At 71.1% G+C, this 13,919-nt stretch carries 7 protein-coding genes and 1 tRNA gene; 4 read left to right on the forward strand and 4 right to left on the reverse strand.

What is annotated here, in order from left to right; genetic code table 11:
- Positions 1-64: 64 nt before the first annotated feature.
- The 4 genes from rpoD to D571_RS0106470 all read left to right on the forward strand — a co-directional run bounded on the left by rpoD (position 65) and on the right by D571_RS0106470 (position 3,858).
- The gene (gene rpoD / locus D571_RS0106455; protein WP_018935858.1) at positions 65-1,942 is read left to right on the forward strand and encodes an RNA polymerase sigma factor RpoD; all 1,878 of its coding nucleotides are present in this window, start codon (positions 65-67) and stop codon (positions 1,940-1,942) included.
- 121 nt (positions 1,943-2,063) lie between these two features.
- Positions 2,064-2,140 (forward strand) — tRNA-Ile (locus D571_RS0106460).
- A 166-nt stretch (positions 2,141-2,306) separates the two neighbouring features.
- Entirely contained in the window at positions 2,307-3,647 is a 1,341-nt protein-coding gene (locus D571_RS0106465) for a hypothetical protein (protein ID WP_018935859.1), read from the forward strand.
- 25 nt (positions 3,648-3,672) lie between these two features.
- Positions 3,673-3,858, forward strand: a complete 186-nt coding sequence (locus D571_RS0106470) for a hypothetical protein (protein WP_018935860.1) — start codon at positions 3,673-3,675, stop codon at positions 3,856-3,858.
- Positions 3,859-3,910: 52 nt separating this feature from the next.
- On the opposite strand, the gene D571_RS0106475 is transcribed toward D571_RS0106470, so the two are convergent.
- The 4 genes from D571_RS0106475 to recC all read right to left on the reverse strand — a co-directional run bounded on the left by D571_RS0106475 (position 3,911) and on the right by recC (position 13,872).
- Positions 3,911-4,330, reverse strand: coding sequence for a hypothetical protein (locus D571_RS0106475; protein WP_018935861.1), 420 nt, complete (start codon positions 4,328-4,330; stop codon positions 3,911-3,913).
- A gap of 124 nt (positions 4,331-4,454) precedes the next feature.
- Positions 4,455-6,530: an exodeoxyribonuclease V subunit alpha gene (gene recD, locus D571_RS0106480; protein ID WP_018935862.1), complete on the reverse strand. Its 2,076-nt coding sequence runs from the start codon at positions 6,528-6,530 to the stop codon at positions 4,455-4,457.
- Positions 6,527-10,315: an exodeoxyribonuclease V subunit beta gene (recB, locus tag D571_RS0106485; protein ID WP_018935863.1), complete on the reverse strand. Its 3,789-nt coding sequence runs from the start codon at positions 10,313-10,315 to the stop codon at positions 6,527-6,529. The genes recD and recB overlap by 4 nt, the downstream gene beginning before the upstream one ends.
- Complete coding sequence (gene recC / locus D571_RS0106490) at positions 10,312-13,872, reverse strand: exodeoxyribonuclease V subunit gamma (RefSeq protein ID WP_018935864.1); 3,561 nt, start codon at positions 13,870-13,872, stop codon at positions 10,312-10,314. Before recC ends, recB begins: the two co-directional genes overlap by 4 nt.
- Positions 13,873-13,919: the final 47 nt, after the last annotated feature.

Raw genomic sequence — 13,919 nt, forward strand, 5'->3', positions numbered from 1 at the left:
CTTCTGCTATAATGCAGGGTTCACTTTTCGAAGCAGAACGACGAACCTCGGAGATCAGATCGCGATGAACCGTGAAGAGCAGCAATCCCAGCTCAAGGAACTCATTGCCAAGGGCAAGGAGCAGGGATACCTCACGTACACCGAGGTGAACGATCACCTGCCCGAGACCATCATCGATTCCGACCAGGTCGAAGACATCATCGCGATGATCAACGACATGGGCATCGAGGTCCACGAACAGGCACCCGATGCCGACAGTCTGCTGCTGTCCGACGGCTCGGTGTCCGCCGACGAAGACGCCGAGGACGCGGTTGCCGCGCTGGCATCCGCCGACAGCGACTTCGGCCGCACCACCGACCCCGTGCGCATGTACATGCGCGAGATGGGCACCGTGGAACTGCTCACCCGCGAGGGCGAGATCCGCATCGCCAAGCGCATCGAAGAAGGCCTGATGCAGGTCCTGTTCGCGCTGGCCCACCATCCCGGCGCAATCGACCGTCTGATCAAGGACTACGACCAGATCGTCGAGAACGGCAGCCGTCTGACCGACCTGGTGGTGTCCTTCATCGAACCCGACGGCACCAATGGCGAGGCCGTCGCCCGCGGCCTGGCAGAAGAGATCGACGTCAAGGAACAGGCCAGGAAGGAAGAGGCCGCCTCGCCCGAACTGGACGCCATCTCCGAGGCCGTGGACGAAGCCGACGAAGAGGCCGGCGAACCGGTGGACAACGGGCCCGATCCCGAAGAGGCCCGCCAGCGCTTCGAAAAACTGCGCGAACTGCACGCCAGGGCCCACGCCGCCTTCGAGGCCGGCGACATGGAGGCCTATGCCACCGCGCGCGAGCAGACCGCGAAGTACTTCATGGAATTCAAGCTGGTGCCGCGCGTGGTCGACCAGCTGACCCAGCAGCTGCACGCGACCATCGACCAGATCCGCCGGCACGAACGCCGGATCATGGATCTCGCGGTGAACCACGCGCACATGCCGCGCAAGACCTTCATCGACGGCTTCCCGCGCAACGAGACCAACCTCAACTGGATCCGCGAGATCCAGAAGGAAGGCAAGGGCAAGTACGTCAGCGCGCTGGGTGACGTCGAGGAAGACATCGTGCGCACGCAGAAGAAGCTGGCCGAGATCGAACGCGAGGCCAGCCTCAGCATCTCCGAGATCAAGGAGATCAACCGCCGCATGTCCATCGGCGAGGCCAAGGCCCGCCGTGCCAAGAAGGAGATGGTCGAGGCCAACCTGCGCCTGGTGATCTCCATCGCCAAGAAATACACCAACCGCGGCCTGCAGTTCCTCGACCTGATCCAGGAAGGCAACATCGGCCTGATGAAGGCGGTGGACAAGTTCGAATACCGCCGCGGCTACAAGTTCTCGACCTACGCCACCTGGTGGATCCGTCAGGCCATCACCCGCTCCATCGCGGACCAGGCCCGGACCATCCGTATCCCGGTGCACATGATCGAGACCATCAACAAGCTCAACCGCGTCTCCCGCCAGATGCTGCAGGAGATGGGCCGCGAGGCCACGCCGGAAGAGCTGGCCGAGCGCATGGAGATGCCCGAGGACAAGATCCGCAAGGTGATGAAGATCTCCAAGGAACCAATCTCCATGGAGACCCCGATCGGCGACGACGAAGACTCGCACCTGGGCGACTTCATCGAGGATGAAAAGGTCGCCTCGCCGACCGAATCCGCCGCCCAGGAAAGCCTCACCGAGGCCACCCGCGAGATCCTGTCCACGCTGACCCCGCGCGAGGCCAAGGTCCTGCGCATGCGCTTCGGCATCGACATGAACACCGACCACACCCTCGAGGAAGTCGGCAAGCAGTTCGACGTCACCCGCGAACGCATCCGCCAGATCGAGGCCAAGGCCCTGCGCAAGCTGCGCCACCCGACCCGCGCGGAACTCCTGCGCACCTATATGGACGCCGAATAACCGGCGTCCCCGCCCGTCCCGCGGACGGGCCAGCCCTCCACGATGCGGCGCCCTGCCCCCTCGGGGTAGAATGGCGCCGCTGTCGTTTGCGGCCCCGCACCGCAGACCCACCCGAGCACCCGGGCCTGTAGCTCAGTTGGTTAGAGCAGAGGACTCATAATCCTTTGGTCGTCGGTTCGAGTCCGACCGGGCCCACCACTCGCTTGCACTCGCGCCGGGCACGTCGGACTATCCCTGTCGTGCGCCTGTCGGCGCACGCCGTTCCGGCCTCGCGAAGCCATGCTTCGCGTCGCTACGCGACCGGCCTCCACCCAACCGGGCCCACCACTCGCTTGCGCGCCTGCCGCCCATTGAGGATCTCCCGATGCCCAACACTGCCGCCCAGCCGCTCAGAAGTTACCGTCACACCCTCACGACGCTTGCCCTTTTCGCCACGACCGTCTGGGCTGTCCCGGCCCTGGCCGGGGACGATCCGGTCGCCTTCTTCGAGGAATACTGGGGGACGGAGGTCGACTTCAGCGACCGGGACGCGCTCGAGCGCTTCTACAGCGCCGAGGCCCTGAGCGAACTGGAGGGGTTCACCGATGGCGAAAAGGCGATGCTCAAGGAGCTGGGCGCCCAGCTGGACCTGTTCAAGACCTCCACCGAGATCGCCGAGATCGATGTCGTCGATGCCGATGACGAGCAGGCGCGGATCGAGGCCGACCTTCGCGTCACCGACGAGGACGCCCGCCGGGAGATGGCCTCCGGACTCGATGCCGATATCCGGCTGAGCCGTCAGGACGGGGAGTGGCGCATCAACGAAGAGCACTTCCACATGCGGAGCCCGGTACGCGGTGGCGCCGGTGACCAGGAGTGCGCCGACGGGATGGTAGTGGGCGACCCGGATGCCCCGAACCACCTTACCATCACCGATGGCGACCGGAGCTGGGAGCTCCGCTTTGAAAAGGCCTCATTGGTCGCCTGGGAGACCCGCACCCGCCTGGACCTGGCCCGGGTCGACACCACCCCGTGGCGGCTGGTTTTCCCGGAGCCCAACCTCGACGAGTCGGAACAGAAAGTCCGGATCAGCGTCCCCACGCCCGCCGAACCGCATTGTTTCGATCTGCCGGAGGGGATGCGTGGACCGGACGGAGACATCGTCGGCCGCCTGGTATTCGATGAGCCCCCGGCACAGGGGCAGACCGAGTACAGCGCCCGCATCGACATCCCCACCGACCAGGAAGACTTCGGGGTACGGGGGATCATCGAGCGGGGCCTGCTGGTCGAGCCCGCTCCGGGCGATGCTGAAGAGGGGTCGTACTACGTCGACGACGGTGAAAAACGGGAGATCCTTGGGGGCCTGGTCTTCCACCGCCCTGCGGATGATGTGGTGCGGGTTATCGGCACATACCCTCTGGGAAGTGGCCCCGGCGGGAGTGTTTTCCGCGCGGGCGTGGGGTCATTCGACGGGTCACCCGGGGTCTACACCAGCACCCAGCGCAGGCATTTTGACGGCGAGTTCCAGGATGTAACCGAGATCACCCTGGTGCACGCCTTCTCCGAAGATCGGGTAGAGATGGAACGCCGACGGTTGCCCGCGGACGAAATGCCGGATGGCGAACCGACCCTTGAGGAAGCCGGCGATCTGGGCGAGGCTCACTGGTACCTGGTCAGAGACGAGCTGATCACCGATCCGGAACTCGAGCGCGTCAGCACCCCCTGACGCCACCGCAGAGGTACGAAACCACATGATGCGACTGATCTTCACCCTGCTGCGCATGCGCCGTCTGATGCGGCTCTACCGCATGTTTGCCGGCGGCGGAAGGAACAACCGATCCCGGCAGCACCCGCGCCGCGAGTCCGACTCGCGGGGCGCTTCGCAACAGAATACTCCGGGCACACGCAACCGGGATCCGGACGACGAGTGGTCATGACCCGGCTCCGGCAACCCCGCCCCGGGTTGCCTCTCGCACCGGACCGTAGCGCTCAGGCCGCCTCGGCGTTGATGACACCCCGCTGGAGGTCAATGGTGATCCGCTTGCCCTCGATGACCGTGGCGCAGGCCAGCAGGAAGATCTCCACGAACTCGTTGCGCTCTTCCTCCGGCATCTCGGTGGAGGCATTGAAGGTGCCGAACATGGTGTCGTGGGCCCCGGCCGAGTAGAGGATCAGCCGCTGCATGGCGTCCTGGTCGTCCGGCGATGGCGCGGCGGTGTCCAGGGTCGGCTCGCCCACCTTCTCCTTGATGGTGGAGTAGAGGTGGAACAGGTACTCCGCCGCACTCTGGCGTCCCCGCCGGTCCTGCAGGGTGAAGTTGGCGGAGACCTCCTGGCCACTGCGGGCGCGCAGGACGATGTATTTCGACTCGGGCTGATCGTCGGCGTACGGATTCAGGATATCGGCCACGGTATCTCCGGATCGGGATGGGCAAACGAGCCCGGAGGGTACGAGACACCCCGGGAGATTTCCACGGCGGCCGCGCCCGCCGAGGGGTTATCAACCCCGATACCCGGGCGATGTGCGGACAGCTTCACCCGGCGGGGATGCCCGGCGCCTCGAGCCAGCGGTGCAGGCCGCCGCCGCGGCGGATGCGGCGGCCGGCGGCCGTTTCGAGGCGGCCGGGGCGGGGTTCCAGCAGGGTGAAGCGGCGGCTGGCGCGGGTGATGGCGGTGTAGACCAGCTCGCGGGTCAGAATCGGGCTGTCGGTGTCCGGCAGGATCAGGGCCACGTGGTCGAACTCGGAGCCCTGCGCCTTGTGCACGGTCAGGGCGAAGGCGGACTCCACGCCCTCCAGGCGGTTGGGCGGGATCCAGCGCACCCGACCGTCGGTGGCGAGGAAGGCGACCCGCAGCACCCGCGACTCCGACCCGGAGGAGGCTTCGTCGTCCTGCGGCCCGTCCGCGCCCGCGGCCAGCCAGCGCGGCACGGCCAGCGCGATGCCGATGTCGCCGTTGATCAGGCCCAGGGCGTAGTCGTTGCGGGTGACGATCACCGGCCGCCCCTCGACCCATGTGCCCTCGCCCGCCAGCAGGCCCCGCTCCCGCAGGGCCGCCGCGATGCGGCGGTTCAGCTGCTCCAGCCCCCGGGGGCCGCGACGCACCGCGCACAGCAGCTGGAAATGTCCGTGCGCCTGCAGCACCTCGCGCGCCCAGTCCTCCCATGCACCGCGCGCGGCCCCGCCGGCCGGCCGCAGCCGCGCGAGGGCCTCGAGGTAATGGCGATAGCCGGCGGCCTCGCGCTGCGGGTCGCCGTCCAGCACCCGCGCCAGCCAGCCACGCCCGTCGCCGGCCTCCAGGGTCAGCCGATCCACCGCGCCATCGGGCGTGGGCAGGCGCACCTCCCCGGCCCGGCCCTCGTTGACCGCGGTGGCCAGCTGGCCGATGCCGCTCTCGGCATCGAAGCGATGGCTGTGGCGCAGCATCACCACGTGCTGGTCCAGCGCCCGGCCGGCGCCGTCCTGCAGCGCGGCGGGGATCTCCGCGCCGGCATGTGCCTTCAGCCAGGCCACGGTCTCCGGGGTGTAATGCCCGTCGGCTGCGCGGGCACAGAGTTCGCCCATCACCGCGCCGGCCTCCACCGAGGCCAGCTGGTCGCGATCGCCCAGCAGGATCAGGCGCGCGTGACGCGGCACCGCCTCCACCAGCGCGGCCATCAGTTCCAGATCGATCATCGACGCCTCGTCCACCACCAGCACGTCCACCGGCAGCGGGTTCGCCGCATCATGGCGGAAGCCGCGCGCCCCGGGGCGCGCCCCCAGCAGCCGGTGCAGGGTCACCACCCCGGCGGGGATGTGGCTGCGCAGGCGCTCGCCGTCGGGCAGGGCCTCGAGGTTCAGGCGGTCCAGCGCCCCGCCCACCGAGGCATTGAGCCGCGCGGCGGCCTTGCCGGTGGGCGCGGCCAGACGGATGCGCAAAGCCTCGTCGTCGCCCTGCAGGCCCTGCAGCAGCGCCAGCAGGCGCAGCACGGTGGTGGTCTTGCCGGTACCGGGACCGCCGGTGATCACGCCGAAGCCGCTGCCGGCGGCCAGGGCACAGGCGATGCGCTGCCAGTCCGGACCGCCCCCCGGTGGCGCGGCGGGAAACAGCCGGTCCAGCCATTGCCGGGTGCGGGCGGGATCCAGGGCCTCGCGCCAGGCGGGTGCGTCCTCCAGCCGCGCGCGCACCGCCTCGCCCACCCGGCGCTCGGCCTCCCAGTAGCGGCGCAGATAGAGCTGCCCCCGGGCACGCACCAGCGGGCTGGCGCCCGGCGCGTCGTCGGCGCACAGCCGCGCGTCCGCCAGCGCCTGTTCCAGTTCCGCCCGGGTGGTTCCGCGCAGGGCCTCGGAGGGCAGCACCGCGGTGGCCGCCTCGCCCTCGGGCGGCAGCGCCAGGGTGCGGTCGGGGGCCTCCAGCAGCGCGTCCAGATCGAGACACACATGCCCGCGCCCGGCCTGATGGCTGGCCAGCGCCGCCAGCAGCAGGGCCAGCGGATCCAGCTCCGGGAGTTCCTCGTGCAGCAGGCGCACCAGCGCGCGGTCCACGCCGCGCAGCCAGCCGGCCTGTTCCCATTCGGCCAGCCGCGCGAGCACGCCGGCGGCGTCCGGCCGCGCCGCGGCGGGCGCGCTCATGCCCCGGCCTCCGTGGAGCGCACCGCCGGGCGATCCGGACCTTCGGCGAAGGCGCGGTCCAGCCACTCGATCAGCTCGCGCGGCGGGCGCTGATGGAACACGCCCCGCCCCGGCGCATCCACCCCGCGCAGGAACAGATAGACCCCGCCGCCCATGTGCGCGTCGAAGTCGTAGCCGGGCAGGCGGGCCTTCAGCAGACGGTGCAGCGCCAGGGTGTAGAGCACCAGCTGCAGGTCGTAGCGGTGATCCAGCACCGCCGCGTTCAGCTGCGCCGTGGTGTAGGCCTCCGGCCCGGCACCCAGGCGGTTGGACTTGTAGTCGGCCACGTAATAACGCTCCCCGTGCCGGAACACCAGATCGACGAAGCCCTTGAGCATCCCGTTGATCCACTTGCGCCCGGCCGGCGGGCGCGCCTCCCCGGGCAGGACATCACGGCGCACCGCCGCATCCAGGGTGTCGCTGTGCACCCAGCGGGTCTCGAACAGGAACTCGAGCTCGGCCTGATAGCGATCCAGCCCCGCCAGCGAGAACCCCCCGGTGCCGTCCAGCGGGAACTCGGCCGCCAGCAGGTCGTGCATCCAGCCCTCCAGCACCGGCACCCAGTCGTCCCAGCCGCGGGCACCACAGCGCCGCACGACCTCGGCATGCAGACGCGCGCGATCGCCGGCCACCCGCGCAAAGCCCTGTTCGCCGGCCCACTCCAGCAGGCCGTGCAGGAAGGTGCCGGGCTCCGGGCCGTGCGGGAAATCGTGGTGCCCGCCGGCCGGGGCCGTGGTCACCGTCCCGGACTCACCATCGCTGTCCGCGTCGAGGTCACGCCCACCGGCATCCTCGCGCAGGATGTCCTCCTCGGCGGTATCCGGCGCAGCGGGGCCGGCATCGGCGGGCGCGGCACTGTCGTCCGCCCCCGGCTCCTCGCGCCGTACGATGGCGCTGTAACTGGCCACCCACCAGGGCTCGCGCACCCGGCGTCGCGGGACCCGCGCGGGCCCGGTGACCGGCGCGGCCTCGCCCGCGCGGCAGCGTTCGGCCGCCGGCGGCGGCAGCGGCTCCACCCGCACATGGCCTTCGTCGTCGCGCAGTTCCTCCATGCGCGTGGCCAGTGCCGGCGGCTCCACCCCCTCCGGACCGAACAGCAGGTAGCCGACGGCCGTGCGGTGCAGATCGCTATCCTTGCGGTTGCCGTGGCGCACGGGCGCGATCGCCATCCAGCAGGCGTGGCGGGCGCGGGTCATGCCCACGTACAGCAGACGCAGGTCCTCGGCGCGCTGCTCGCGCTGCTGGCGTTCCTTCGCCGCGTCGTCCATGTGAAATCGCCACTGCGGGGTCGCACCCGGCGAGCGGTCCAGGAACGGTACGTCCTTGCTGGTCACCTCGCGGAAACCGCAGACGAACGGCAGGAACACCAGCGGGTACTCCAGGCCCTTGGACTTGTGCAGGGTGACCACCTTGACCAGGTCCTCGTCGCTCTCCAGGCGCAGGATCTGCTCGTCGCCGGGCGCGAAATCCGCATCGCGATGCTCGGCCAGGTGGCGGATCAGCGCCTGCTCGCCGTCCAGCTCGGCGTCCGCCTCCTGCAGCAGCTCGCTCAGGTGCAGCAGGTTGGTCAGCGCGCGCTCGCCGCCCTCGTCCGCGAGCAGGGCGCGCGGCACGTCGAAATCGTGCAACAGGGCGCGCAGCATCGGCAGCACCCCGCGCGCCTGCCACAGCCGGCGATAGGCGCGGAACTGCTCCACCCGCGCCTCCCAGCGCAGCTCGTCCAAGGTCAGCCGGTGCAGTTCCGCCAGCGGCAGTCCCAGGGTCGGCGTCGCCAGGGCCGCGCGCAGCAGCCGCTCGCTGGTGGGCTCGGCACAGGCACGCAGCCAGCGCAGTAGATCCCCGGCCTCGGCCGTGGTGTAGACCGAATCCCCGCCCGAGAGGTACACGCTGCGCACGCCCCGCTCGCGCAGCGCGCGTTCGATCTCGGCGGCCTCCTTGCGATCACGCACCAGCACGGCCATGTCGCGCGGGCGCAGGCGGCGGAAGCGGGCCTCGCCCGCGTCCCCGCCCTCGACGAAGCCGGTGTGACCATCCTCGCCGCCGTTCAGCAGCTCCACCATGCGGCTGGCGCAGGCCGCCGCGGCACTCGCCCGCCAGTCGCGGATGCCCACCGGTTCGTCGCCGCCGGCCTGCCACAGGGTCAGCGCGGACAGCGCGGTGCCGTGTTCCGTCAGGGTCTCGGAGCGGCCGCGGGCGGTGACCGGATGAAACGGCAGCTCCCCGCCCCCGAAACCGAACGCGCCGTCGGGCCAGGCCTCGGCACGAGCGAACAGGTGGTTGACGCCGGCCACCAGGGATTCCACCGAGCGGAAATTCTTCGGCAGGGTGTAATGCCGCCCGGCGGTGGCGTGGCGGGCACGCAGGTAGCTGTGGATGTCGGCCCCGCGGAAGCGGTAGATCGCCTGCTTGGGGTCCCCGATCAGCAGCAGCCCGGTGACGTCCGGGTTCTCCTCGATGCGGTACACCTTGTCGAAGATCCGGTACTGGTCCGGATCGGTGTCCTGGAACTCGTCGATCAGGGCCACCGGGAAGCGCTCGCGCAGGGTACGCGCCAGGGCCTCGCCGTCGGGACCGTACAGGGCGTCGCGCAGGCGGGTGAGCAGGTCGTTGAAGCCGATCTGCGCGCGCTGCTGCTGGGCACGGCGAAAGCGCCGGTCGATCGCGGCCGCCGCGGCCTTGAGCAGGCGCTCGCTCTCGTCGGCACAGACCTCGGCGTGGTCGTTCAGCGCGATGAACGCCGGATGCAGGTCGGCGGGCAGGGACTGGCCCTTCTTGCGAAACCCCTCCTGCGCCATGCCGGCCGCGCTCATGCGCTCCAGCAACGGAGTGCTGCCGCCGATACGCGGCTGCAGCAGCCCCGGGGTATCCGCCCATTCGCGCATCGCCTCCAGCAGCTGGTCGGGCTTCTGGTATTTGTTTCCGTTGAGCACGTCACGATGCAGCTGGCGGAACTGCGCCTCCACGGCCTCGCGGTCCTCGTTCCAGCGCTGCTTCATCGCGGCCAGCCGCTGCAGGCGATCGCCCAGCCAGGCGTTCAGCCCGTCCGGGGTGGTCAGCGCCTCGGTGGCCGGCGGCAGCGGTTCCACCCGCCCCAGCAGCGCGCGCACCTTGCCCAGCAAGGCCTCGGGGCTGGCACCCCAGGCCCCGCGCAGAAAAAGCAGGGCATCGACGCTCTGCGGATACATGAAACTGCGCCAGAAGTCCCGCGCCGCCTCGGCCAGCAGTTCGCGCTGGTCGGCCGCCAGCTCCTGACGGAACGGGCTGCCGGAGGCGAAGGCGTGTTCGCGCAGCACCCGCTGGCACCAGGAGTGGATGGTGGATACCGCGGATTCGTCCATCCACTCGGCGGCCACCTCCAGGCGCCGCGCCGCGCCCGCGCGTTCGTCCGGGTCCGGCCACCGGGCGCGCAGATCGAGGTGGACGGGTTCGGCGCCGGCGACCTGCTCCGGGTCCTCGGCACGGAACACCCGCGCGGCGGTGGCCAGGCCGTCGCGGATGCGCTCGCGCAGTTCCTGGGTCGCCGCCTCGGTGAAGGTCATCACCAGGATCTGCGGCGGCGTCAGCGCCCCGCAGCCCTCGGGCAGCGGGCCGTGTCCCAGCACCAGACGCAGGTACAGCGCGGCGATGGTGTAGGTCTTGCCGGTACCGGCGCTGGCCTCGATCAGCCGCGAGCCGTGCAGGGGCAGCGCCAGCGGATCCAGCTCGCGCACGTCCTCACGGGTGTCCGTCCCGGGCGCGTGGGTCATGCCGTCTCCTCCCCGGTGTTCAGACTGTCGAACAGCGGGCGATACAGGCGCGTGCTCCAGTGCGCCATCGCCGGGTCCGCCAGCAAGGCCTGCGGATCCGGCCAGGCCCGCGCCAGCGCCGGGCGCCGGGCCAGTTCGCCGGCCTCGTGGTAGCCGTCCCCTTCCAGCACGCGCAGCGCGGCCGCGTGCGCATCCCGGTCTTCATCCTCGGCCCGCAGCCAGGCCCCGGCCGCCGCGGCCGCCAGCGGCAGCGGGCGTTCCAGCGCGGCGGCCCAGCCTTCCAGCAGGGTCTCCAGATGCGCGCGGGCGGTGGCCCGGTCGAGGGCCACGAAACGGCACTCGGTATCCAGGCCCACCAGTCGGGTCTCGACATCGGCGCGCGCGGCGCAGGCGACCAGGTGACGCACCCAGGTGCCGACCAGCTTGTCGATGCGCCAGGCCTTCTTGTCCTTCAGCCGGCTGACCGTGGATTCCAGCTGCAGGGCCGCCTCCTGCGGAGCGCCCTCCGGCGGGATCCGCAGCGCGGCCGGCAGGGCCTCCAGCTGCCAGCCGACCGCCGCCACGCGCACCGCCGGCAGCGCCGGGGCCCGCCGCGGGAAGGCCTGCAAAGGTTCGGCGATGCGCTCCAGCAGTCGCTCGGCGTCCCCGATCAGTTCCGTGCGCTGCAGCTCGCCGGCCGCCCCCAGTGGCAGGTGCCCGGCGCGCAGCAGGCGACGGGATTCCGCCTCCAGGGTCGGGCGACGCCGCTGCAGCCAGGCCTGCGCGTCCTCGTCCGCCCCGATCTCGCCGTCCTCCAGGGCCGTGGCCACCAGCCGCTGGCGCAGCTGCCAGCCCTCCAGCCCCGCCACGCCGAACGGCTCCAGGTCCTCGGTCGCGCCCGGGTCCTCGTCGAAATGCACGCCCAGGCGCCGGGCGAAGAACACCTCGACCGGGTCCTTCAGCAGCCGCACCAGAGTCTCCGGCCCGAGCACGGCGTCCTCCGCCTCCGGTGCGGGAGGTGGCAGGGTCTCGTCCTCCGTCGGCGCGTCCGCTGGCGCCGCGCCCGCCGCCGGGGCGGCGTGCACCGCCTCCCATTCGGCGGAATAGGTGAAATGCCGCGCCGGCGCGGACACCGGATCCGGATCCTCCGCGGGGAAGTTGACCGGCGCGAAGGGCTGCAGCGGGTGTTCGATGGTCAGCTGCTCCAGCAGGGGCGTCTCGCCCGCGGGCTGCCAGCCGGCCGCCAGATGATCGCGCAGCTGGGCCACCAGCACCGACGGCGGACGCGGTTCGTTGTCGCGCACGCTGCGCCCCACCCAGCTGACATGCAGATGGTCGCGGGCGGACAGCAGGGCCTCGAGGAACAGGTAGCGGTCGTCTTCGCGCCGCGAGCGGTCGCCGGGGCGGTAGTCGCGGGTCATCAGGTCGAAGTCGACCGGCGTCGGGCGCCGGGGGTAGTCGCCGTCGTTCATCCCCAGCAGGCAGACCGCCCGGAACGGGATCGCGCGCATCGGCATCAGGGTGCCAAAGTTCACCGCCCCGGCGAGGAAGCGCTGCCCTACCCCGGCCTCCTCCTGGCTCGCCAGCCACTGCTCGCGCACCGCGGTCAGCGGCAGGGCCTCGGTCAGGCCGGCGGCCTCACAGTCCTCGCGCCACTGCTCCAGGGCATCCTCCAGATGCCGCAGGCTCAGCAGCTCGTCCTCGTCGTCGCCCTGGAAGAAGTCCTGCAACAGGCCGTGCAGACAGGCGGCCCAGTCCTCCGGGCTCTGCGCGCGGCGCAGGGCCTCCCAGGCCTGCGAGAGCGCCTCGATCAGGTGGTCCAGCGGCCCCAGCAGCGTGGCCGCCAGTCCGCCGCTCTCGGCAAACGGTTCGATCGCCTGCCAGGCCTCGCCGTCGCCCACCGCATAGCCCAGCAGCATGCGCCGCAGGCCGAAGCGCCAGGTGTTCTGCTCCAGCCCCCCGGGCAGGCCCAGGCCGGCACGCTGGCGGGCATCCAGTCCCCAGCGCACGCCGGAGGCCTCGGCCCAGCGGTGCAGGGCCGCCAGATCGTCCTCGCCCAGGCCGAAGCGCCGCCGCACCGCGGGCACGTCCAGCAGGTCGAGCACCTCGCTCACGCCCATGCGGCTCTCGGGCAGGGCCAGCAGGCGCTCCAGCGCGATCAGCACCGGGTCGCGCCCGCGCGGCCCCTGGTCGGCCAGGGTGTAGGGGATGTGCCCCGGCTCGTCGGGCCCGCGCTGGCCGAACACCGCGTCGATGTACGGGGCATACACGTTGATGTCCGGCACCATCACGATCACGTCGCGCGGGCGCAGCTCGGGGTCGGCGTCGAACAGCGCCAGCAGGCGATCATGCAGGATCTCCACCTCGCGCAGCGGGCTGTGCGCGACATGGAAGCGTACCGAGGCATCCGCCGGATCCACCGGCGGCCAGGTCTCGCGAGTCTCGCCGAGCGGGCGCAGCGCACGGATGTCCTCCTGCAGCTGGTGCAGCAGGCAGGCCTCGCCGTGCGGCTCGAAGAAGTCGATGCGCTCCCAGTCCAGCCCCTCCAGCACGTGGCGACGGCGCGCCGGGTCATCGTGCTCGTCGAGCAGGGCGATGTAGTCGCGCCCCTGGCGCCCCCAGGCGGCCAGCAGTGGATGGGCGTGACTGTGCAGCGTGGTCTCGTCCAGCACCTCGGGCATGTCCGGGCGCCGCGCCTGACGCCGGCGGCGGGCGCGCAGCAGGTCGCGGTCGGCCACGATGTCGGCCCAGTAGTGCTCGCAGGGGTTGTGCACGCAGACCAGGATCTGACACACGCCCGCCAGCCCCTCCAGCGCCTCCAGGATCTGCCCCGGCATGGAGGAGATGCCGAACACGATCAGCCGCCGCGGCACCCCGGCGGGGCGCTGCTCGAGATCCGCCACCGCCCGCATGTAGCGCTCGTGCACCGCGGAGCGGCTGACCCCTGCCTGTTCGTCGCCCACGTCGTCCAGCAGGGCCCGCCACAGCTCGGCCTGCCAGCGCTGCTCCGGGGCCAGTTCGGGCTCCTGGCCGCGCGCGCCGCGCAGCACGTCACGGCCGTCGGCCCAGTCCGCCAGCCAGTCGGCACGGTACACCTGATACTGGTCGAACAGATCGGCCAGGCGCTCGGCCAGCTGGTAACGCTTGCGCAGGTCGCCGCCCGCTTCCGGGCCGTCGTCACGCAGGAATTCGGCCAGCGGGGCAAAGGCCGGGCGCTGCAGCAGCACCGGCAGCAGGCGCATCAGCCGCCAAAGCAGCGGGCGCTTGGCGAACGGGGATTCCAGCGGCACCGCCTCCGCGCCCAGCACCGCGCGATAGGCCGACCAGATGAAGCGCGAGGGGAGCTGCATGTCCAGCGCCGCGGCGATCCCGCAGCCGGGCGGGTCCGCGTCCGGATCGGCCGCCAGCGCGTGCCGCAGCCACTGCGCCATGCCGTTGCTCTGCACCAGCACGGTCTCGTTCTCCAGCGGCGCCGGCGGCGCCCGCCGCACCCACTCGACCACCAGCGAGCGCAGCGACTCCAGACGGTTGCCGTGCAGCACCACCATCCCTGGCTGCAGTTCCTCGCTTGCCTCCACGCCCGCTCCTGATCGACTCCCGGGTCCAATCCGGCCGGTGGCCGGGC

The sequence above is a fragment of the Thioalkalivibrio sp. ALJ24 genome (assembly GCF_000377785.1).
Classification (GTDB): Bacteria; Pseudomonadota; Gammaproteobacteria; order Ectothiorhodospirales; family Ectothiorhodospiraceae; genus Thioalkalivibrio.